21 protein-coding genes are annotated in these 22,570 nt (G+C 38.3%); 13 read left to right on the top strand and 8 right to left on the bottom strand.

From position 1 onward, the window contains the following. Nucleotides 1-30: 30 nt before the first annotated feature. Nucleotides 31-1,194, top strand: a complete 1,164-nt coding sequence (locus tag AAA970_RS20180; protein WP_338238702.1) for an iron-containing alcohol dehydrogenase — start codon at nucleotides 31-33, stop codon at nucleotides 1,192-1,194. A gap of 874 nt (nucleotides 1,195-2,068) precedes the next feature. Here the strand turns inward: AAA970_RS20180 and rlmF are convergent. Both rlmF and AAA970_RS20170 read right to left on the bottom strand, forming a co-directional pair. Continuing rightward, nucleotides 2,069-3,013: a 23S rRNA (adenine(1618)-N(6))-methyltransferase RlmF gene (rlmF, locus tag AAA970_RS20175; RefSeq protein WP_338238701.1), complete on the bottom strand. Its 945-nt coding sequence runs from the start codon at nucleotides 3,011-3,013 to the stop codon at nucleotides 2,069-2,071. Nucleotides 3,014-3,049: 36 nt separating this feature from the next. Further along, the gene (locus AAA970_RS20170; protein WP_338238700.1) at nucleotides 3,050-3,373 is read right to left on the bottom strand and encodes a hypothetical protein; all 324 of its coding nucleotides are present in this window, start codon (nucleotides 3,371-3,373) and stop codon (nucleotides 3,050-3,052) included. 132 nt (nucleotides 3,374-3,505) lie between these two features. Between AAA970_RS20170 and AAA970_RS20165 the strand changes: the two genes are divergently transcribed. After that, complete coding sequence (locus tag AAA970_RS20165) at nucleotides 3,506-4,408, top strand: EamA family transporter (RefSeq protein WP_338238699.1); 903 nt, start codon at nucleotides 3,506-3,508, stop codon at nucleotides 4,406-4,408. Between the two features lie 420 nt (nucleotides 4,409-4,828). Here the strand turns inward: AAA970_RS20165 and AAA970_RS20160 are convergent, their stop codons facing one another. The 3 genes from AAA970_RS20160 to AAA970_RS20150 form a co-directional block, all read right to left on the bottom strand. Then, nucleotides 4,829-5,296 (bottom strand): YHS domain-containing (seleno)protein, encoded by a 468-nt coding sequence (locus AAA970_RS20160; protein ID WP_338238698.1) that lies wholly within the window; start codon nucleotides 5,294-5,296, stop codon nucleotides 4,829-4,831. 123 nt (nucleotides 5,297-5,419) lie between these two features. After that, nucleotides 5,420-6,157: a hypothetical protein gene (locus AAA970_RS20155; protein ID WP_338238697.1), complete on the bottom strand. Its 738-nt coding sequence runs from the start codon at nucleotides 6,155-6,157 to the stop codon at nucleotides 5,420-5,422. Between the two features lie 346 nt (nucleotides 6,158-6,503). Continuing rightward, nucleotides 6,504-7,682 (bottom strand): right-handed parallel beta-helix repeat-containing protein, encoded by a 1,179-nt coding sequence (locus AAA970_RS20150; protein ID WP_338238696.1) that lies wholly within the window; start codon nucleotides 7,680-7,682, stop codon nucleotides 6,504-6,506. 202 nt (nucleotides 7,683-7,884) lie between these two features. Here AAA970_RS20150 and AAA970_RS20145 point away from each other — a divergent pair, with 202 nt between their 5' ends. The 9 genes from AAA970_RS20145 to AAA970_RS20105 all read left to right on the top strand — a co-directional run bounded on the left by AAA970_RS20145 (nucleotide 7,885) and on the right by AAA970_RS20105 (nucleotide 17,114). Then, complete coding sequence (locus tag AAA970_RS20145; protein ID WP_338238695.1) at nucleotides 7,885-9,270, top strand: exopolysaccharide biosynthesis polyprenyl glycosylphosphotransferase; 1,386 nt, start codon at nucleotides 7,885-7,887, stop codon at nucleotides 9,268-9,270. Nucleotides 9,271-9,370: 100 nt separating this feature from the next. Then, nucleotides 9,371-10,492 (top strand): CDP-glucose 4,6-dehydratase, encoded by a 1,122-nt coding sequence (gene rfbG / locus AAA970_RS20140; protein WP_338238694.1) that lies wholly within the window; start codon nucleotides 9,371-9,373, stop codon nucleotides 10,490-10,492. Further along, on the top strand, nucleotides 10,464-11,018 hold the full coding sequence (locus tag AAA970_RS20135; RefSeq protein WP_338238693.1) for a dTDP-4-dehydrorhamnose 3,5-epimerase family protein: 555 nt from the start codon (nucleotides 10,464-10,466) through the stop codon (nucleotides 11,016-11,018). The genes rfbG and AAA970_RS20135 overlap by 29 nt, the downstream gene beginning before the upstream one ends. Further along, nucleotides 11,002-11,535, top strand: a complete 534-nt coding sequence (locus tag AAA970_RS20130) for a dTDP-4-dehydrorhamnose 3,5-epimerase family protein (RefSeq protein ID WP_338238692.1) — start codon at nucleotides 11,002-11,004, stop codon at nucleotides 11,533-11,535. The genes AAA970_RS20135 and AAA970_RS20130 overlap by 17 nt, the downstream gene beginning before the upstream one ends. Nucleotides 11,536-11,544: 9 nt before the next feature. Continuing rightward, entirely contained in the window at nucleotides 11,545-12,825 is a 1,281-nt protein-coding gene (locus AAA970_RS20125; RefSeq protein ID WP_338238691.1) for an NAD(P)H-dependent oxidoreductase, read from the top strand. Further along, nucleotides 12,822-13,811: a beta-1,6-N-acetylglucosaminyltransferase gene (locus AAA970_RS20120; protein WP_338238690.1), complete on the top strand. Its 990-nt coding sequence runs from the start codon at nucleotides 12,822-12,824 to the stop codon at nucleotides 13,809-13,811. The genes AAA970_RS20125 and AAA970_RS20120 overlap by 4 nt, the downstream gene beginning before the upstream one ends. Before the next feature lie 9 nt (nucleotides 13,812-13,820). After that, nucleotides 13,821-14,807: a beta-1,6-N-acetylglucosaminyltransferase gene (locus AAA970_RS20115; RefSeq protein ID WP_338238689.1), complete on the top strand. Its 987-nt coding sequence runs from the start codon at nucleotides 13,821-13,823 to the stop codon at nucleotides 14,805-14,807. Beyond that, nucleotides 14,770-16,005, top strand: coding sequence for a glycosyltransferase family 61 protein (locus AAA970_RS20110; protein ID WP_338238688.1), 1,236 nt, complete (start codon nucleotides 14,770-14,772; stop codon nucleotides 16,003-16,005). Before AAA970_RS20115 ends, AAA970_RS20110 begins: the two co-directional genes overlap by 38 nt. Further along, complete coding sequence (locus tag AAA970_RS20105) at nucleotides 15,981-17,114, top strand: glycosyltransferase family 4 protein (RefSeq protein WP_338238687.1); 1,134 nt, start codon at nucleotides 15,981-15,983, stop codon at nucleotides 17,112-17,114. The genes AAA970_RS20110 and AAA970_RS20105 overlap by 25 nt, the downstream gene beginning before the upstream one ends. On the opposite strand, the gene AAA970_RS20100 is transcribed toward AAA970_RS20105, so the two are convergent. Beyond that, nucleotides 17,104-18,246: a glycosyltransferase family 4 protein gene (locus AAA970_RS20100; RefSeq protein ID WP_338238686.1), complete on the bottom strand. Its 1,143-nt coding sequence runs from the start codon at nucleotides 18,244-18,246 to the stop codon at nucleotides 17,104-17,106. The genes AAA970_RS20105 and AAA970_RS20100 overlap by 11 nt on opposite strands. A gap of 73 nt (nucleotides 18,247-18,319) precedes the next feature. Between AAA970_RS20100 and AAA970_RS20095 the strand changes: the two genes are divergently transcribed. Continuing rightward, nucleotides 18,320-19,156, top strand: coding sequence for a glycosyltransferase family 2 protein (locus tag AAA970_RS20095; RefSeq protein ID WP_338238685.1), 837 nt, complete (start codon nucleotides 18,320-18,322; stop codon nucleotides 19,154-19,156). Between the two features lie 125 nt (nucleotides 19,157-19,281). On the opposite strand, the gene AAA970_RS20090 is transcribed toward AAA970_RS20095, so the two are convergent. Beyond that, a complete protein-coding gene (locus AAA970_RS20090; protein WP_338238684.1) occupies nucleotides 19,282-20,811 on the bottom strand; it encodes a lipopolysaccharide biosynthesis protein in 1,530 nt (509 codons plus the stop codon). A gap of 125 nt (nucleotides 20,812-20,936) precedes the next feature. Here AAA970_RS20090 and AAA970_RS20085 point away from each other — a divergent pair, with 125 nt between their 5' ends. Further along, nucleotides 20,937-22,139, top strand: a complete 1,203-nt coding sequence (locus AAA970_RS20085) for a glycosyltransferase family 4 protein (RefSeq protein ID WP_338238683.1) — start codon at nucleotides 20,937-20,939, stop codon at nucleotides 22,137-22,139. Here the strand turns inward: AAA970_RS20085 and AAA970_RS20080 are convergent. Next, on the bottom strand, nucleotides 22,123-22,536 hold the full coding sequence (locus AAA970_RS20080; protein ID WP_338238682.1) for a hypothetical protein: 414 nt from the start codon (nucleotides 22,534-22,536) through the stop codon (nucleotides 22,123-22,125). The genes AAA970_RS20085 and AAA970_RS20080 overlap by 17 nt on opposite strands. Nucleotides 22,537-22,570: the final 34 nt, after the last annotated feature.

Raw genomic sequence — 22,570 nt, 5'->3', positions numbered from 1 at the left:
ATTGAAAACATAACAACCAAATAAATAACGATGAATAACTTTGAATTTCAGAACCCTACTCAATTACTCTTTGGCAAAGGGCAGATTGCAAAATTAAAAGAAGTAATTCCCGCTTCTTCAAAAGTATTAGTGGCTTATGGAGGGGGTAGTATTAAGCATAATGGTGTCTATGATCAGGTAATGGCAGCCTTAAATGGCTACGAGGTCGTGGAGTTTTCAGGGATAGAGGCTAATCCTCAATATGCTACACTGATGAAGGCGGTTGAAATCATTAAAGAAAAGGCCATTGATTTTATTTTGGCAGTCGGGGGAGGTTCCGTAATAGATGGCGTGAAATTTATTTCCGCAGCGGTTCCTTTTGAAGGAGAGCCGTGGGATATTTTAGAAAAGAATCTGGGGAAATCTTTGAAGTCGGCTGTTCCCTTTGGTACCGTATTGACCTTACCTGCCACAGGTTCTGAAATGAATTCCGGTTCCGTAATTTCCCGCTCAGAGATAAAAGAAAAACGTGCTTTTGGGGGACCATTGATATTTCCTAAATTCTCTATTCTGGATCCTGAGGTAGTTGCTTCCCTTCCATCACGCCAAATTGCCAATGGGGTGATAGACGCTTTTACACATGTAATGGAACAATATATTACCTATCCGGCTGGAGCTTTTCTTCAGGATAGATTTGCCGAAGGGATTTTGCAGACTTTGGTGCAGGTTGGCCCTAAGGTGATGGCTGATCCCAAAGATTATGAATCCGCCTCCAATTTTATGTGGTGTGCCACCATGGCCCTCAATGGTATTTTGCGTTTAGGGGTACCTACCGATTGGGCGACGCATATGATAGGTCATGAATTGACTGCGCTTTATGGCATCGACCATGCCCGGACTTTAGCCATTATTGCCCCCAACTTATACCGTTCGTTACTATCGGATAAACAAGAAAAGTTAGCGCAATATGGAGAGCGTGTTTGGGGTATTAATGAAGGAAGCCAGGAAGAAAGAGCATTAGCTGCTATCGATAAGACAGTGGAATTTTTCCACTTAATGGAAATACAGACCAATTTGTCTGATTATACGGACGATTATCAAGACACGGCCAGCATTATTGTGGAGCGCTTTGAAGAACGTGGTTGGAAAAAATTAGGAGAGAAGGGAGCTGTAACTCCTGAAAAAGTGGCTGAAATCGTAGAAAACAGCTATTAATTCCTAAATGGCTTAATCATAAAAAACTGATTCGGCTAATTTATTGGCCGTAATATTCAATGGCTTCTTGTCCCTTTTTCCTGATAAAGAACGAACCATAAGTTCAACCCTTTGATTATTCCCGGCGCACCCTATAATCTGCTACCGGGATTCATCAGGTCATTATGGAAGTGCGATTAGAAGGAAATTTGGCTGAGAGACCGTCTCACAGCAGGAGCCTTAAGCGGAATTATTTATGTTTGAATCCTCGTTTTGCTGCAAATAGGGATAAATGAAGGAATAGTTTTCTATTTCGAGTTTTTTCCAAGGCAGCAAATGAATGAGGCGAAAGAAAGCTCCCCCAATTTTGTCTATTTAAGAAATCAGTTCATCCAACCATAACGAACCGGTTTAAAACTATTTAGATAAATCATCCACGCATAGCGACTTGGGGTGATTGACCAGGTGGGAAAGGGAATTATCGACTTATAAGATACTTGTCCTATGATCAATGCCAGGGGAGTATGGAAAGAAATACTTCAATTTCCCATCAAAGTATTTAGCGCTTCCAATTGGAGGTGTTACCAGGGTTTTGGTCGATAAAATGGGAGGCCTGTTTTGGTTTTCTAAAAGTAAACTCACCATTTCTTTCATAGGAAATGGTGAGTTTTTTAATAGCCCGGAATATTCATGCTCAAATTCCTCATTCAGCTGCGAGGCAGAATATATGACGAAATAAATCCTAATTTCGAGTTTTTTCCAACGAAGCTGATGAATGAAGAGCAAGTAAGCCTTTCTAAATTCGAGCTGTTTGAAGATTAGTAAGGTTCTGCATAATAAATAGTTATAAAGATCCTTGTTATGATTTACTGAAGTTTGTGAAGAATAATACGGTCTAGTTCCAGTATTGCTTGGCCCAGGATTTTCTCTCCTCCTGAGCTTTAAATGTCCAGGCGATGAATCTGCTTACTTTATTGCCCTGCGCCATTTGAATGATCTCAAAGTCTTTTACACCAACTTTTCTTAATTGCTTTTTCAGAGGGAATAAATGATCTTTATTGGAGATTAAGCTGCTAAACCATAAACATTGATCCTGGTACCTTTTACTCTCAAAAATCATTTGACGGACAAATTGTAATTCACCTCCTTTAGCCCAAAGCTCAGATGATGTGCCCTGAAAATTGAATTTGTTATTCTCGGATTTCTCTACTTTCAGTTGGTTCCATTTGCGTTGATTAGCTTTTTGAGCTTCTTCCTCCGAACTGAAAAATGGGGGATTACAAATGGAAAAATCTACTCTTTCGTCACCGATAATATTAGTGAAATAATAGTGGGAGGTGGGTTGAAGTTTTACGTCGATCACTTTTCGACTGACCTTATTCTCCTTAAGGATTTTCAGGGCATTATTGACGGATTTTTGATCAATGTCGCTCGCCAAAAATTTCCATTGGAAATGCTTATTGCCCAAAATTGGATAAACAGCACCAGCACCGGTGCCTATGTCAATTCCCTTTATTTTGCTGTGATCTATGGGTTGTTCACTGTCTTTTTCAAGCAGATCCTTAAGGTGGCAAAGGTAATCCATTCTCCCGGGGATTGCCGGAATAAGGTTATGCACAGGAAGTTTCCAATATTTTAATTGGCAGCTTTCCAACATCAGGGCAGCATTGAGCGCATTGACGGCTTCGGCATTGGAAAAGTCTATGGTAAGTCCTCCATGTTTTTTCCGGATGATATATTGCTCCAGGGCAGGGTATTGTTCCTGAAGTTTTGGGAGGTCATAACTTGCGTTATAGGGGTTGTCAGGGTGTATTTTGGTGACTTGCTCAGCTTTTTTCATACCGCAAGTTAGGGAATCATCAGCAATTTTTATGATCTATTTATTTAAAGCCATCGCTTTTGCTTCCGTATTCATAAATAAGCCTATAACGATGTCCTCCTCTAAAACATTTTTATTGCTATTGATCAGCAAAATTCGATCATTAAAAAGGCCTTGTTCAAAGAAAAACTGATCTCCCAATTTTACATTAAATTGATTAGAAAATAGGATTGCACCTGTATCTCCTTTTGCCCAGAAGCTGGAGTCGTCCTGCTGTTGTATTTCTTTGACGGTAAGGAGTGTACGCTCCGGGAAAAAATGAAGATAAGAGAGCACTAGGCTACCTGTGAGTAAAATGATGGCGAACACAAATTGCTTCATCTTTTTGGGTTTTGTTTACTCCTATATTAGTGCAAAGGGCAAAGGAAAACCGAATTTACCCTGATGTTTAAATTGATTTATTAATGATTTAATCATAAAAGCATTTAAGCTAATATTTTTACCTTTGCGGCCATGTGGATTTATATGGGCCTGATGGCAGCTCTATTTTTGGGCTTGCACAATATTACAAAAAAGCACAGTGTTAAAGAGAATGCTGTATTTCCGGTTTTATTTTTTACGACCTTGACCAGCTTGCTTGTCATTTCTCCGGTATTAATACTCTCTCAGTTAATGCCTGAAAAAATGGCTGATTTGAACCTATTAATTCCCCCTTTAAGTTTTCGGGAGCATGTATTTATTTTCATAAAAGCGGCAATTATGACCGGATCATGGTGTTTGGGTTATTCTGCCATGAAACACCTTCCAATTACTATTGTGAGCCCCATTCGATCGGCAGGACCTTTTTTTACCCTGCTGGGAGCATTAACGATTTATGGGGAACGGCCTTCGGCCTATCAGTGGTTAGGATTCGCCCTGATTATTATTTCCATGCTAATTTACTCCCGAGTAGGGAAAAAGGAGGGGATTGATTTTCAGACCAATCGTTGGGTCTTGGCCATAATAGGCGCGACTTTCCTAGGCTCATCCAGTGGACTGTATGATAAATTTTTAGTCCAATATCAAGGATTGGCAGCACAGACTGTCCAATTTTGGTTCTCTTTATATGTGGTGATTTTGGTAGGTGCGGTTTGTCTGGTGTATTGGCGACCCAGGAAATCGGCTTTGGGTGCATTCCAATTCAGATGGAGTCTGGTCGGAACCGGAATTTTTATAGTCCTAGCTGACTTCTTTTATTTCCGGGGACTAGAAGATCCGGAAGCCTTGATAATGTTACTTTCTGCCATAAAGCGCAGCCAAATTTTTATAGCGGTTTTTGTAGGTGGAGCGTTGTTTAAAGAAAAAAACAAACGGAAAAAGATGGTGCCACTTACTGGTGTTTTAACCGGAGTCGCTCTTATTTTATATGCGAGTTAATTCTGATAAAACATCTTCAGATTTAATGGTGCTGTAAAATACTTTATCTCGGGAATTTTTAAGCACTTAGGCTGCTTGGCCTTGTTTTTTGAAATTTATTGTTTTCGTAGGGAGAGATTGGTGATAAAGCGCTATTTGTACCATTGTTACCTACACCGGATTATTCATGTTTTTATCCTCGTTTAGCTGTAAGGCGGAAAAAATGAAGGAATAGTTTCCTATTTCGAGTTTTTCCCAATCAAACAGATGATTGAGGAGAGCCAAGCTTGCTCAAATTTGGGCTATTTTAATTCAAAGAAAATCAGCTTTAAAGAAATGAAAATAAGTCACTTACGATTTGCTAATAAATATAGCGGTGAATAATTCGGGTTAACGCTAAAGATGTTTTAGTAATCCTATTTAGGTCAAGGGAGTAATCTCTCATGGTGATAGGTGATTTTTCCAGTGCTGGTTGGCCTGTCTCATGAGTTGATCTTCATTTTTATTCCAGCTATCAAGCGTGTTATTGAAAAATTTATTGTAGAAAAGGTATAGCCGATCATTGATGATTTTAAAGGTTTCGGGGTTCACCTCTACTTTTTCTCCATTTGCTCCCATTGCGTAGGCACACCAACCTCCATAGGCGGGCTCATATTTTTTGGGATTGCGTTTAAATCTTTGAAGGTTTTCCTGATTTTTGAAATAATAGGTGATCCCCTGATAGCGGAGTTTATAGGAAGATTTACCTTTTGCCGGTCTTTTTCCAAAATAAGAAACAGGGTCAAAGCCTTTAAGGGCAAGGCCTTCTTCTATATTGAATTGGTTTTGCCGTATTTTTGAAGATTCCTGACTTACTGCAAATATGGAATATAGAACAAGTGAAAAAGTTAGAAGGGCCTTTAATTTCATTTTTATGATTTTTATATAAAAATAATTTTTCTTCGCGGTCTGTCGCTCTTAAAAACGGTAAAGTGGTTGCTAGTGGTAAATTTTTAAGTGGAAAAATTTACCACTTTGAACCTATTCGCCCTTTTAAAAATGGAATTCTTTCCAATTTGTTATGGTGTTGTTATCTATAATTAATAATAGGACAAATTCTTTTTCATGACCATTGAGTATGGAAATACCTTCAATGATCATTTGACCTTCGGTCCTGTTAGTTTGTGTCACTTTTTTGTAATCAAGTCTAATATTGGAGGCTTCCAGGTCTTTTTTGAGGATTTTGGCAAGAATACTTCCTTTTGGAATATGGTGATTTGGGTTAGCGTTGAAATTTTGATTTATGAAAGGGTATAGTGCTTTATAATTCTGGCCGAAAAGTACATCTTCAATAAAATCCCAGACCTTTAAGTCAGATTTTACCCCTGTTGGGATTGATTCTGCTGTGTTGTCAGTTGTTTTGAGCTCTATTTCCGGCTTATTTATCCAATTATGAGAGATTTCCAGCCAAACTATTTTTTGTATTTTTCCAATTTCATCTAATTTACATAGATGAGCAATTGCTAATTCCTCCCCATTCTCCAAAGTTATATCACCATGGATAAATGCAAAATCATGCTCGCTCCACTGTTTCAATATTTTTCCGCTCCGATTAGGGTTTGCGCGATGCCATGCACCGTGATACTCAATGAACTCTGGAGTAGTTCCCTGGTAGGGGGCGTTTTTGGTGATGAAATTTTTCGTAAAATGTTCGTTGATCACTGATCTGAAATCTCCGTTCAAATATCCGGAGTTAAATAGTTCAATTAGGGGGTTTGATTTTTCTTCCATGGTTCAGTAGGTTTGTAATTAGATTATTTGAATATATTTCCTTTATTACAAACTAACTTTGTGATCAATTTGGTTTTAAATTGGTCTTTGGATGGTAAAAGAGCGTGTCTTTAAAGTAAGGGGTAATTTCGTTTTTTGGTAATTGTTTTGAAATGTCTAAAACGGAAATGATCCTCTCTTCTTTATTTTTTTCAAAAATTTTGTGGCGAGGGGATCATTTGTGAGCACAAAATTATTTTAACTTTTTTTATAAGAAGCGCAACTTTTTTTGAATGATTGGCGGGATCACTAAAGGTTTTGGTTTTTTGGCTTTTAAACATGCTCCTAATAGGAGGATTGGTAATTTTTATTTTTGCTGATTGAAAATTTGAGTTCTTACGCCATACAGAGGTCGGGGAGTGCAGTGATTTTTGGGGTAATAATTGGGGCTTAAAGCAATTAGATTTTTTTCATTATCGATGAATAGGGGAGGAGAACATTTGGCTGTCACCGGTTCATTGGTAGACCTACTCCCGACCCAGATTACCGCACGCTGATTAAAGGGAGCGACAAAAAAGGCTTTTCTGCTGTAGGGGTTCATGAGGTTTGGGGTAACAAACCAGCTTGAGTCATAGACATTATCATGTAGGTTGATGCCCCCTAAAATGTTTATTGCTTTATTTTTTTCCTCTTTTACCGTCGAATTGGTCGCTAGTACTGCGGAGACATTTTGGGCTGAGAAACGGTTATCAAAAATTTCAATTTGGTTGGCGCCCTCTAATTTGATGCCCATTCCATAATGGTGGAAAGTCCACCAATGATCCTTTCGGTTATTGTGTGAAATGATATTATTAAAAATCCGGACATTATCTGCTGGTTGATCTGCCAAATTGTTGCTGATTCGAATTCCAATCCCATTGTTTTTTACCTGGTTTTCGTAAATATCTACAATCTGATTATTGAGGACTGAAAGCCCTATCTCACTATATTCAATTTGGTTTTTCGAAACTTCTAAAAACTGAGAGGATTGAGCCAATATACAGGCTTTTTGGGCATGCTTAACTTTGGTGTTTTTTATCTGGATAAATTTATTATCCACCAAGTTTATCCCGAATAGGCCATTATTTTGGCTATTTTCGAATGTCCAGGCAGATTCTATTTGTTCCAGATGAAGGTATTGGCAACCTTGAATTTTTAAATTGGCCAGAGGGGCATTTAAAATAGTAAATCCTTTGAAATGAATATTTTCCGCATTAAGTATTTCTATTCCATTGCCATTGGAAAGCTGATGAAAGCTTAAAATAGTCTTGCCCATACCCTGTCCAATGATGGTAATATCGTGTTTCTGCTGAATTATTAGGCTTTGATCGAAACTGTATTGACCTTGTGGGAGGAATAAGGTGTCTCCTGCCTCGCAAATGTTTATTTGCTTTTGCAGATCTCCCATAAAGTAAAGAAAGTCTCCTGTTTTTAAAGACTTTTCAGGATGGCAGGATGAAATGGCCAATATAAGGCCGAAAAGATAGGTCTTATAAGTCGAGCACATAGGTTGGTGATGGATTAGTCTTATATTAAGTTAAAAAAATACTAGCAGTATTATAGGTTTTCAGGAGGAATTATTATGCTTTTTAGCTGGAAAAGGATAGGCTTATTGTAATCGTGACCAATGCAAGCTTTTACTGATTTGTATGTCCAACTATGGCCTGTGGGGAGCGTTAAAGCAATAGTTACGCTTTAAAACCAAAAAAATGAAGGTAAGATTTAACAAATTTTGGCTGGTTTTCATCGCCCTGCTCGATGTGATTTTTATTTATTCAGCCCTGGAAATTTCTTTTTTTATGAGGTTTCAAAATTCCTATGTGGAGGATTGGTATAAATCTTTCTTTTTATTCTTTATGCTTTCTTTTTTAGCAATATCCACATTTGTACAGATGCCCAATTTATACAAGCGGCTTAGTCTTGTTCAAATATTAAGGAGTAATTTTGTGGTATTTTTATTACACTTATGCCTTTTGATTGGTGTCCTTACTTTTTTCAATAAAGCCGATTATTCTATCCCCTTTATTATACTTTCCTATATGCTGTCAATGCTGTTGACCTCTTCTGTGCGAATAGTATTTGTTTATCTTTTGGAAAGATATAGTCATAAGGCGTACAATCATTTTAATGTAGCGATTTATGGGAATGACAAGGATGCTCATAAGCTCAAACAATATTATGAAGAGGAACATACCGTCGGTTATCAATTCAATGGATTGTATTATGATGAGAATCCTGAAGATCCTTATGGTTACGGAACAGACTTACGAATGCTGGAACAGCAATGCCGTAGCGGGAAACTAGATTTGGTTTTGGTGACCGAGGATATAAAAATAAAAGGTAGAGAGGTCTGGGAACGTTTCTCGAATGTTTGTGATTTGTATTGCGTGAGTTTGGCGATTTCCCCTCAAATGTCGGTAGAACTAAACAGGTCTGTAAAAGAATTGATTTCATTTAAGGATATAACCATGGTGCTGAAGAGGCCTCTTCCCTTATCATATTATTCCAATGTGCTGGCGAAACGGGTCTTCGATATTCTATTTTCATTAATGGTGATTTTTTTAATTTTTCCCATATTATTCCCAATAGTTGCCTTACTCATAAAGCTGGAGTCTCCCGGGCCTATTTTTTACGAGCAGCTTCGTCCGGGTAAAAAGAATAAATTATTCAAATGTTATAAGTTTCGTACAATGCGGGTAAATGCAAATGGTCATTTACAGGCAAGCAAAAACGATCGGAGGATTACCCGTTTTGGTGCCTTAATGAGAAAAACCAGTATAGATGAATTACCTCAATTTTTTAATGTATTAAAAGGGGATATGTCTGTGGTGGGCCCCAGGCCAAACATGGTGATCCAACTGGAGCAATTCGGGAAGCAATTTAGAAGTTATTCTGAGCGGCATTTTGTCACTCCGGGTATTACTGGTTATGCACAGGTAAATGGCTTTAGAGGAGAAACAAGGGAAGAGGGGCTAATGGAAAAACGAGTAGCGTATGATGTGAATTATATCGAAAACTGGAGCTTGAGCCTGGATATTAAAATCATTTTCCTGACCGTTTGGAATATATTTAGCGGAGAGGAGAATGCTTATTAAGCACTATTATTGGATTTTATAAATGATGGATACAACCTTTTTTATATGAAGGAGTTATCAAAATTATAGAGATTTCCTTACCCAACCTAAACCTAGCATTTTGAAAACATTACAACAATTTTACAAGGGTAAAAAAGTTTTGATTACCGGGCATACAGGCTTCAAAGGAAGCTGGTTAAGCATTTGGTTACAACACTTGGGTGCCACGGTATACGGCTATGCCCTTGAGGAGGAGTCAGGCTCTCTTTTCGAGTTGGCCTCTTTGGGAGGGACAATGAACCATCGTATTGGGGATGTTCGGGATTTTTCTTCCCTCAAAGAATATATCAATCAGATCGCACCGGATCTGATCTTTCATTTAGCTGCACAGCCTTTGGTGCGAAATAGTTATGAAGCACCCAGATTAACCTATGAAGTTAATGTTAATGGTACGCTGAATCTTCTGGAAATATGCCGTCAGGCCAATAGGAGTGTTTCTCTGATCTGCATTACTACAGACAAAAGTTATGATAATAAAGAATGGTTGTGGGGATATAGAGAAAATGATGCTATGGGGGGATTTGACCCTTATTCCTCCTCAAAAGGATGCTGTGAACTATTAATTGACTCCTACAATAAATCATTCTTTTTGGAAGAGCGCTCTCCAGTTCGTTTAGCTTCTGTCAGAGCTGGTAATGTAATTGGTGGAGGAGACAGGGCTTTGGACAGGATTGTCCCTGATAGTATTCGTGCTTTAGAACAGCAGGTCACCATAGAGGTTCGAAATCCCTATGCTACACGTCCCTGGCAGCATGTCCTTGAGCCACTCGGTGGATATTTGTGGTTAGGGAAGCTAATGACCGAACATGAAGGCAAAGCCCTTTGTACGGCTTTCAATTTTGGTCCACAACTTACTTCTAATAGAAGTGTCGGCGAATTGGTTAGTGCTCTTATCGCGGAATGGGGGGTGGGCAATTGGGAAAGTCAATGGCAGGGCGAGGCGCCTCATGAAGCAGGTATGCTTAATTTAGCCACAGACAAGGCCTTTCATTTATTAGGGTGGTTTCCGGTTTGGGATTTTGAGGAAACGATTAAGCAAACGGTACATTGGTATCAAAATCAAAATAATTCCGATCCGTATATGCTCTGTAAAGAGCAGATATTGGATTATCAGTATAAATTTTTTCAATCACTAAAAAACAGACTCCCAAAAAATGCAACGCCAATTAACACCACTGATTGATTGCTTTGAATTTGATATACCTTCTTTCACGGATTCCAGAGGCCGTTTGGTGAAATTGTATCACCAGCTTTCTTTTAAGGAACTTGGGATCGACAAAGAGGTAGCGGAATTTTATATTTCCGAATCAAAAAAAGGCGTACTAAGAGGTCTTCATTTTCAAATTCCACCTTATCAGCATAGCAAAATTGTCTCTTGTATTAAAGGAGCCATTTTTGATGTGATGGTTGACCTTCGGGAAGGGAGCTTAACCTATGGTCAGGCACATTCCACTGTATTAAGGGGGGATCAGCCAAGGGCTGTTTTTATACCGGAAGGTTTTGCTCATGGATTTCTGAGTTTGGAAGAGGAATCTCTTTTTTCCTGCATTTCCTCTCATGTATTTGAGCCAAAAGGAGATGCTGGACTTCGATGGGATTCTATTGCAGTGGATTGGCCCGATATACCTCTCAATATTTCAGAGAAGGATCTTGAACAGCCCGGTCTTCAGGATTTTGTTTCACCATTTCAGTATGAAGTTAATGGATAACCTTTTGATAGCCGAACATCAACTTATTGAACCCAAAGTAAATATACAGGATGCCAGAGGGAAATTTGTGAAAATATTTACCACAGGTACGCTTCCGGAATTTGTGATAAAAGAAATTTTCTATTCCGATAGTGATAAGGGAGTGATAAGGGGAATGCATTTTCAGGCGCCTCCTTTTGCTCAACCCAAAATAGTGACTTGTGTTAGCGGAGCAATTTTGGATGTGATTGTAGATTTACGAATGTCCTCAGAGGCTTTCGGGAAAGTATATGCTTATGAACTTAATGAAGAAAATGGAAGAAGCCTATATATTCCTGTCGGTTTCGCACATGGTTTTAAAGGATTAAGCGAGCATAATAAGGTGTTGTATCATTGTTCCACTGTGTATGCGCCTGATCATGAGGGAGGTATTGATTTCCGGAGTATAGATTTTGATTGGGGAGAAATAAATCCATCCTTAGTTTCGGAAAGAGATTTAGGGTTCCCCGAACTTATTAATTTTGATAGCCCATTTTAATTTTTTATCATGATATTAATCGACAAAGCATTACAAAAAAGGCAGAAAGAAGGCAATCCTATCAGGGTAGGGATTGTTGGGGTCGGGGCGATGGGCGCTGGAATAATTAACCAAATTATGTTGCATACTTCCGGAATGGAGGTGAATGCAATTTATAATAGACATCCGGAAAAAGGGCTCAATATTTTATCCAAAATTGGAGCCAGTCTCAATAATATCCTTGATGATGATCGGCAAAGATTTCGGGAGGGACATATCCGGTTAACCGGGAACTTAGAGGTGTTTTTAGAAACGCCTAATGATATTGTTGTAGAGGCTACCGGCTCCATAAGTTTTGGCTTACAGCTTTGTAAAAGTGCTTTTGAATATGGAAAGCATGTTCTTTCTTTTAATGCTGAACTTGATGCCACCTTTGGACCTTATTTAAAAAAACTAGCTAAATCAAAGGGGGTAATCTACTCCGGAAGTGATGGAGATCAACCAGGAGTGATCATGAATCTTTATCGTTATGTAAAAAATATAGGGCTAAAGCCATTAGTATGTGGAAATATTAAAGGTTTACAGGATCGATATCGAAACCCGGCGACACAGCAACAATATGCTGCGACCTATGGCTTGAGTCCCGAAATGGCCACTAGTTTTGCCGATGGGACTAAAATCTCTTTTGAGCAGGCGACTGTGGCAAATGCTACCGGGATGCGAGTAAATAAAAGAGGGATGAATGGCTTTTCATTTCATGGTCACATTGATAAGGCGGTTGATTTTTATGACTTTAATGAATTAAGAAAAGGAGATGGTATTGTCGATTATTTTGTAGGAGCACAGCCAGCTCCCGGTGTTTTTGTTTATGCTTATTCAGAGGATCCTTTGGTTAAGCACCATTTAAATTATTATAAATTAGGGCATGGCCCAATTTACTCTTTTTATACGCCATATCATCTATGTATTTTTGAAGTTCCTATATCTATTTGTAGGATAGTAGATTTTGAAGATATTATTATTGAGCCCAAATCAGGCATTTCGGTGGAGGTCATTACGATGGCTAAAACAGCGCTTTTTGAAGGGACGGTTTTGGATGGGATAGGAGGCTATCATACCTATGGGGTTTGCGAAAATTCAGAGCTTGCGCGCTTAGGGAAGTTATTACCCATGGGCTTGGCTCAGGGATGTAGGCTCATTCGGGATATCAGTCAGGATCAACCTATATTGATCAGTGATGTTGAGGTTTTGGATGAGGACCTGTTCAATACCTACGAACTTCAGTTTTCATTAAATATTGTAGGCGGATGATACGATTGCTATACGTCATTTTATTCCATAAAGAGGCCAAGCAATTATACCGTTTGGTGGAAAGGCTTCAAAGCTCAGGCAATGCTATTGTGATCCATGTTTGTAAAAATGTTTCTGATGATGAGTTTTCTGAAATAACGGAGTACTTTTCTTCCTTTTCCAATGTATTTTTTTGTAAAAGAGTCAGAGGGACATGGTGTACCTTTAGGACAGTAGAGGCCATGTGTAATGGAATGCAGAAAGCTTTGGAGGAGCAATTGAAGTTTGATTATTGTTCTGTAATCAGTGCGCAGGATTATCCCATAAAATCCAATGAGGCAATTGCTCACTTTCTAGCAGAAAATAGGGGAAGTGAATTTATTAATTACTGGGATATGCAGCCTTTGATTGACCGGGGAGAGCCTTATTATAATACTATTCTTCAGCGGGAGCGGGTGAATCGTGAAGCTGAAAAATGGGAGCATTATACTTTTCATTATGGGAAAAAGTTCCGTGTTGAAATTCCTGGGAAACATAATCCTAATGCCAAGGGCTTTGCCGCTCATTCTGCTAACTGTGTAAAGAAATTACTCTCTCTATTGATAAAAAAGAGGAATTTTTTGCCTGGTCTGCATCCTTACGGTGGATCGGATTGGTATACGATCAGTAAAGAGGCGGTAGAATTTGTTGTGGGAGTTTATCAAAACCCAAAACATCCTATCAATTCCTTTATGCGTACGGTATCCTGTAGTTCTGAAATCTACTTTCAAACCGTCTTAATGAATTCAGATTTTAGGTCGGCTATCGTAAATAATAATTTACGATTGATTCTCTGGCCTGAGGTCAATTGGCACCCTAAGATTATTGAGGCTTCTGATCTCCCAGTAATAAAGTCTTCCGCTCAGCTCTATGCCAGAAAGTTTGATCAAAATATAGATTCAAAAATTTTGGATTTAATCGATGATCAGATATTAAATTCATTAACGCGCCCAATAGAACAAAAATAATTGAATCTTTTGTTTATCATATTGTACCATAAAAACCCTGATCAGTTGATTCGGTTAGTAAATCGGTTGAGTGGAGACGGGGTCTATATTGTGGTACATGTTTGTCTGAATGAGCGTGAGGAAAATTTTAATTTTCTCCAACAATCATTGGAAGGAAAAGTGCATTTTTCTAAGCGTTTTCGTGGGGAGTGGGGTGGCTTTTCGTTGGTGGATGCCACTTTAGCGGCGATGGAAATGGGCAAGCAGTTTGATTATCAGTATTGCTATCTCCTCAGTGGGCAGGATTATCCCTTAATTTCCCTATCAGACATGAAGGCCGATCTGGATCCTAGGGCTAAGAAACAATATATCAACTATTGGATGCAAAGTAGTTTGATTAGTCAGTCCCGTTACTTTAATGTTATTAAGCAAAAGTGGCAAGAAAGTGTGGACAGACAAAATCATAGGTTCAATCAATATAAAATTAAACTGTTTAACCGTTACTTTTTCTTCCCAGGTTTAAAAAATCCGAGACCAGTATCATTAAAGGACAGGGGGTTGAATTTGGGGAAAAGTTTTTTGGGTAAACTAATGCCCAAAAGGAAATTTATGAATGGCATTCTTCCTGCTGTGGGGTCTCAATGGTTCACGATTAGTAAAGCATGTGTTGATTATTGTTTGGATGTGGCGCGCTTACGATCAGATTTAAAGGATTATTTTAAAAACAGCGAGGTGCCAGATGAAATGTTTTTCCAAACGATTATTTTGAATAGTCCTTTTTCAGAGGATATCACGCAGGACAATTTGAGAGCGATATTTTTTCAGGAAGGAGTATATGTACGACATCCTGATTTATTATCAGATAAAGATTTTTCTAAACTATCTAGTGCTAAAGCGCATTTTGCTAGAAAGTTTGACTTATCCATCAATAAAAGGATTTTTGATTTGTTAGATCAATTTCAATCAAAAGGTATAAAGCATGGCGATAATAAAGAAAGTGAAGAGCAAATTAAGTGAATTTGCTTATAATAATATTCCAAGGAATACGAGTTTCAAGCCCAGAGGCTACTTTAATGATTTTCAGTCCTATTTTGATGCTTTTCCTGAAAGTGATCTTGAGGTGAAGGAGGTATACCCGGACCTTGAGACAAAATTGAGGTTGAGCAGAGAATTTTATGCCCAATTTTCCGAATTTACTAAATATGATAAGGCAAAGGATGTTGGGGAGGAACAATTGGAACTAAGCTGTACTACTGATTATAAAGTGGCCATTATTCCGATGGGACGTGTGATGACAAACAATATGTCCATGGTGGCGGTGATTTCAGAGGAAAATTATCTTTTGGCCGATGTTTCCCTTCAATATCATATGGATCGGCCGGCTTTTGGAGAGGATAATATAGTATTTAAAAGAAAATATTTTCCGGCACCTACATTCATAAACGGTACCGTTTTCAATATGCTTGGTGGGGGAGGAACGGTCGCAAATATCGGGCATTGGTTTTTGGATGCATTTGCCCGGATTCATTTATTAAAAAAGGCTGGTTTACTGGAGGAGGTTGATTATTTCCTAGTGCCGAATTTTGATTATTCTTATCATCGGGAAAGTTTTGCATTGCTGGGCATTCCAGGGGAAAAAATTATTAGTGCCAATGAGATTCAGCATTTTCAGGCGGAGAGGTTAATTTCGTCCACTCACCCACGAGGTGTAAGAAGTTATTTGGTTCCGCATTGGTTAATTCACTTTTACAAAGAAGCTTTTATACCCAAATTCGATGAGGAGAAGCAATTCCCGGCTAGGGTTTATATCAGCAGGAGAGATTCAAAACTTCGGGGTATCAGTAATGAAGAGGAATTAATTTCCTTTTTGGAGTCAAAGGGTTTTGTAACTTATGAAATGAGTAAATTGACTTTAATTGATAAGTTTAATTTAATTCATCAGGCTGATGAAATTGTTGCAATGTCCGGGGCGGGTTTAATCGGAATGTTGACAGGGAAAATTGGGGCAAAATTTTTAGAGCTATTTCCGAGAGGTTTTGTCCATTCCTTATACTATAATATTGCGGTCTTTCAGGAGATGGATTATGATTACCTTATATGTGAATCGGCTCATAAATCTGAAAATATGAAGGCTGCTCAGCTGGAGGACATAAAGGTGGATATAGGAGAGGTAAAAGCGATTGTAGAAAAATGGACCAGCGAAAAAGAGTACTAATCATTCAAAAGTCTTTGCCTCATTACAGAATTCCATTCTTTGAAGGTTTACGGACGCAATTGAAAGATCAAAATATTGAGTTACAGTTGGCCTACGGGAAAGGAAGTCAATTTGATCAGGCAAAAAAAGATCAATCCGATTTGGCTTGGGCAATTCCCTATGATAATAGCGTTTTTCATTTTTTAGGAAAGGAGTTTTATTGGCAACCACTTAAGCAATTGGTGAAATCCTTCGATTTGATCATTGTTGAACAAGCGAATCGTTTGCTATTTAATTATTGGTTAATGGGCAATCGAGTTTTGAATAATTACCAATTAGCTTATTGGGGGCATGGCCTGAGCAAAAACCGTGGTGTTGGGAAATTTAGTAAATTTTTTAAGCAACAATTGCTGCAACAGGTAGATTGGTGGTTTGCCTATACAGAGGGTGTTAAAAACTTTTTGCTACAAGAGGGTTTAAGTTCAGAAAAAATCACGGTGGTGGATAATGCGATCGATACGAAGCAATTTATTACAGATTTACAAGGGCTAGATAGTGACTATCTAGAGGCCTTACAAAAGCAATATGGAATTGGGAAGGGTTTAAAGGCGATTTATTGTGGGGGCATTTATGCGGAAAAGAAACCGAAAATGCTTTTAGAGGCCGTTATTAAAATTCGATCAAGTATTTCAGATTTTGAGATGATGGTCATTGGTGCCGGGGATGAGGCTTATATATGGAAGGAGGCGGCGGAAAAACATGATTTTATTCACTACCTCGGTGCAGCTTTTGGGAAAAAAAAAGCAGCATTCTTTAAAATGGCAGATGTTTTTTTGAATCCCGGGCTTGTTGGTTTAGCCGTTTTGGATAGTTTTGCCGCAGAATGTCCGATGATTACGCAGCCTTATGAGTTTCATAGTCCAGAGTTTTCATATTTAAAACACGGAATAAATGGTTGGGTCGGTTCAGCGCAAACGGAGGATTATAGTAATGAGGTCATTCAAGTTCTACAGGACGCTTCATTACTGAATCAATTGAAAGCAGGATGCAGAGCAGCCAGTACGCAGTTTACAATTGAAAATATGATTGAAAACTTTGCATTGGGGATAAGCCTAGCCATTAACAGGTAAGCTCATTGATTATTGATTCAAATTGTTGCAGATTAGCCTCCGGAGTATATTTGGATAAATAGGTTTTACGTGCGTTGAGGTAATATTCTTCGTTTAGTTCCGCTTGGTTTAATGTTTGGCTTAAATCATCACTGTTTCCCCATTGAAAGTGGAGGCCGTTTATACCATCACTAACAATGTCTTTTACATTATCAATATTTCCGCAAATAACGGGAGTGCCGGTAGAAAATGCCTCCAATATTGTCATCGGCAGGCCCTCATACCATTCAGAAGGGAAAATCAAAGCTTTGCATTTTTTGAGTTTTTCACTCACAAAATCTTTATTTTGAAATCCATGAAATTTTAGATGGGGATACTTTTTACTAGCCTCAATTACCTTTTCCTTTAATGGGCCATCTCCAATTATTTCTACTTTTTGGTTGGAGGATTCTAATGATTTTAATAAAGTTGGTATGCCTTTTTCTTTAGATAATCTTCCAATAAATAAGAAGTAATTTTTTCTTTTACTATATTCAGAATATCCAAAATCTTCAATGAAATTTGGTTTTACTATTGATTGATCATCCGCAATATTCATATGGCTACTTTGAAATATTCTTTTTGCAAATGGCGTTAGGAAAATAAATTTAGAAATGCCTTTTATAAATGTTTGATTTAAATGGTGAAGGCCAAGAATTAAGCTTAAATGAGCGGTTTTTAATCTTGAGTTTTTAAAGCAGGCATGTTTAATTCCTGAGAGTGGAATGGCTTGTGTTATGCATAGCTGGCAGGGGCTGGATGCTTTAGTAAGTAGGGCAGAAGGGCATAGAAGTCTATAATTGTGAATAGTAATCATCAGTGGCACCTGGTGTTTTTTGGCTATTATGAACACCGCTGGTGACATTTGGTAAAAAAAATTGTGTAAATGAATGACGTCAGGTTTGAAAGATAAAATTTTATTTTCTAACAGTTGACTACTATCCGTATTGTAGATTCCTTTCCAAATAAATGAAGCTGAATTAATGTCCTTATTTTCGAAAATAAGCTGGTCCACGATGTACTTTTTTTTAAGTAGCTTTGATTCGTTTTCCAGTACACTATCTTCCCCCCCATACTTGAGGTATCGATTATGAAGAATAAGGATTTTTTTCATGTTGGTCAGATGCTTTTAAGGAATAACAATTTGCTAATGTTGAAGTTATATTATTAACCTTAAATTTCAATCTATGCTCTATATTATTATCCCTGTTTTTAATAGAAAACATTTCACTAAGGCGTGTTTGGAAGCTTTAGAAAATCAAACCAATAAAAATTTTAAAGTAATTGTCGTAGACGATGGATCAACTGACGGTACAGGAGAGATGATAGCTAAACAATTCCCTGAAGTTTTAGTGCTTAGAGGGAATGGGGATTTGTGGTGGACCGCAGCTACTAATATGGGTATAAAAAAAGCGCTGTCTTTGGGTGCCGAGCGTGTAATGACTCTCAATAATGATACGCTTCCTCCCAAAGAATGGATTGAAAAAATGTTAGAAGCTTCAGATCAATTTCCTAATGCGCTTGTAGGGGCCATTAATATTGAAAAAGAAAGTGGTATGATTCACTATGGAGGCGAGCGGATAAATTGGAAAGGTTATCACACCACCAAACTGGAAGAGGAGTTGGAGCAGCAGGAGAGGAAGGGTTTACATGAAGTGACGCATTTCCCTGGACGGGGATTAATTATTCCCTCTTCCTGTTTTGAGGCCATAGGTTTATTTGATGAGGTGAAACTTCCACATTATTTGGCCGATTATGAATTTACCTACCGAGCTTTTGCCTCAGGTTATAAGATTTATTGTAATTATGATGCCCCTTTGTTAACCTATCCTGAAGCATCCGGGGACCAGGCTAACAGAAAGAAAAAATCGTTTAATGCCTATTGGGATCATCTTTTTGGAATTCGGGGAGGTGGTAATTTAAGGAATTTCACCAGATTTACCCTACGTCATTGTCCGGGGAAGCATTTGCCGAGGTATATGGCGGAAGGTTATATGAGAAGAATTTTCGGATATTGGCTATGAATTTCGGAGAGATTATTATTGAGTTATGGGATTAATTATGATTCCATTGAAGTATATTGTCCTGAAAGTAATGCTTATTTTCAGGCTTTTTTTGTGAAAAAATTTACTTAGGGAGAGGGATTACGCTATTTGGCTACTCTGAATTTGAGAAAATTTAAAATATTCATCACTGGAGATCCTTGTATTTTATTGATTAAGTGCTGGCTAAGTATTTTTTCTGAAATGAAATTTCTCACAGGTTCATTATATTTTTGACGGATTATCGAAACGCCTAGAATCAAGAAAACACAAATGTTGAGGATAAGAATCAAAAGGAAATGCCAGCCAAGTTGATTAAAAAGATAAGATGATATACTAACCCCTGAGGCAATAATGGTGAAATTGAATAAGGCGGGCATTAAATTTTTCACCTGCGTTCTAAACGGAATCTTGAGCAGGCGCTTCATTAGGATTGAAAAGCCAATGGTTTTAATAATATTATTGATCGCCATAGCCCAGGCAATTCCAATTAACCCCCAGGTTTTTAGTGACCAAATAAGAATGATTACTGTAATTAAATGTATGAGGGTAAATACAGTTTTAGGTTTCAAATAGGCAGTGGCATCACAAACTACACCGGCCAGGGAGCCAATAAACTGAAAGCCGACTCCAAATGCTAAAACCTGAAATACGTGTATGGCCTCCAGATATTGTTGTCCTAACAGGACCTGGATAATTTCACGAGCCGAACCGAGGCAAAAACCTGTAAAGGTTAAGATTATACAGGAAAGTAGTAAGGTGCTTTTCAGGTAGACTTCAGAAAGCTTTTTCAGGTCATTTTGAATGGCACTTAGGGCGGGGAAAATTACGCGGGTAAGGCTCGCGTTGATTTGCACTAAGGGAAGTCTTAAAGAAAACATCACGCGGTTGTACAATCCTAATTGATAAAAACCTAAAGTTTTTCCAATGAGCATAGTGTCCAAATTAGTTTTGATAAATTCTAAAAAACTGATCATCGATAATTTGGACCCATAATTTAATATAGGTTTGTAAAATTGAAAACCAATGATGGGAACTATGCTATGCCTTACCATTCGATATAGGGCAATCAGATTAATAGCGCTTTGCGTAATACCGGCAAAAACGATACTCCAAACACCAAAGCCGTACCAGGCCAGACCAATTCCTACACAAACATAGCCTAAAAAGTAAGTAACCACCTCTGTCATGGCCAAGGCTTTTATCGCCATATTTCTTCTGAGGATGTTTTGTGAAATGGCGGTCACACCATTTATGATAAAGGTGATCCCCAACAGCCGGATTATCGGAATGAGTTCGGGTTTAGGTTGATCGAAAATTTTTATTAAAAAGGGAGCAAGTACATAAATTCCTACGTAAATGATAATGGAGAATAGCAGGGCAAGGGTGAAAGTCGCTCTTATGTCGGTTTGTTTTAATTCTTTTTTCTGCACCAATGCAGCCCCCAGGCCCATTTGCGAAAAATAACTTCCAAATCTCAACACCACATTGGCCATTGCAATCATTCCAAATTCTGTTGGCGTGAGAAGACGGTTTATGACAATAGTATAAGCAAGCTGTATCAGGGCACTGACAAGGGTGGCTAAATAGCTCCATTTTAAACCATTAATGGTTTTATGGCGTAAATTTTGAAGCATGCAGGTTGATTGTAAGGTTTGGAGATATTTTTATAAAGAAATCACTAATTAATGAACTAGTTCTCTTGTATTATGTTTCTATATCAGCATTTAGAATCCACCATTTTTGACCTATTATATTGTGTATGAAAATTGCCATTGCTTCTTGGATAAATATAGATTCCTTAAAAGAATTTTTTGATCAGGAAATTCCGGAGGAAATTCGTGCTTTAGGTGCTCCGGCGACTGCTATCACCAATATTGTGAAAGGCATGCACGCTCTGGGCCACGAAATCATCATTTTTACTTTAGATTATCGGTCTACCGGTAGGTTTGTTTTCAAGGGAGAAAGAATCACATTGGTTTTAGACCAGGAACGTAACCGTGCTCGCTATAAATTATGGGATGGCTGGAAGTATGAAATCAATCAAATTAAATCTCTTTGTTTAGAATACGAGGCGGATATTTATCATGCGCATTGGAGTTATGAATATGCCCTGGGTGTTATAAAAAGTGGTCAACCACATCTGATTACTTTTCGGGATGATGCCTGGGAAATTTTAAAATATTTCAAAGACATTTACCGATTGGGAAAATTCGCTTTGGATCGTAGGGTAAAAGCAGAAGGGAAACATTTTTCGGTTAATTCGATTTATCTTCAGCGGCAATTGGCACGGTTTCAAAATGGAATTCGCATTATTCCGAATCCGGTGAATCCGGATATGATTCATGACCAAGAAAAAGCGTTTCCGGAAAACGGTACGATTCGGATCCTTAGTATTTTAACAGGTTTTCAAAAAAGAAAGAACCCAAAGCGCGCTTTGCAGGCTTTTGATTTACTTCGGAAGCAATTAAAAAGACCGATGGAATATCACATTTACGGTATGGGTTTTTATAAGGGAAGTGAAGGCCATCAATGGGCGCTTGCCAATGGTTTGACAGAAAATGTGGTGTTTCATGGGCATGTGGCTTATGATGAATTGGTAAGAGATATGGGGAAATATGATTTGCTTTTTCATCCTGCCCTGGAAGAATCTTTTGGAAATACCCTTTTGGAAGGAATGGCCACAGGTATTCCTGTAGTGGCAGGAAAGGCTGCTGGCGCAGTTCCCTGGGTGTTGGGGAATGGGTCTGCCGGTTATTTAGTGGATGTAGAGCGCGTGGAGGAGATGGCAAAAGCCTTACAAAATGTACTTACTGATGGTGCGCTTTATGCCCGTCTGGTAAAGGGAGGCAAGGCGCGAATCAGCGAAAGTTTCGACAGAAAGAAAATAGCGCAACTATATATTGATTACTACCATGAAATTATTGAAGACGCCAGGGGGAAGCAGGTCAGAGTGGTGGGATAAGCCAGACCTGATGATCTTCTTTTTCAATAATTTTAGCTTTTTTCTCAAATCTTTGAATAATACTAAGATCTTCTTTGAGCATGATTTGAGGTAGAATCAATTTTCGGGCTGATTCAAAATTTATTTCGTCAATGCTGTCGAAGGTACCATACCCTTCGTATTTCCCCTGATTGACAACGATGAGGTTATATTTGTCCGGTCCTCCTTCCCAGATCAGAAGCTTGGGCAGTTGATGGAGCATCTGACGGAGTATTTTTTTTAGTACCGTAGTTGCAAATCTCTGGCCGTTGCAGGGAGCACTACAACAGCTATCACCTCTGCTTTTGCATTGTGCATTTTTCTTAAAAAGTCCGGCTTGCCTACCGCAAATATGCTGCTCTACGACTAATTTTCGCATAAACTGCCTTCCTTCTCCTTCATTTTCGAAGCTG

It is taken from the genome of Persicobacter diffluens, assembly GCF_036244895.1.
Classification (GTDB): domain Bacteria; phylum Bacteroidota; class Bacteroidia; order Cytophagales; family Cyclobacteriaceae; genus Persicobacter; species Persicobacter diffluens.
Note: the sequence above shows the minus strand (reverse complement) of the source record. Positions and strands in the feature narration are given on the sequence as shown.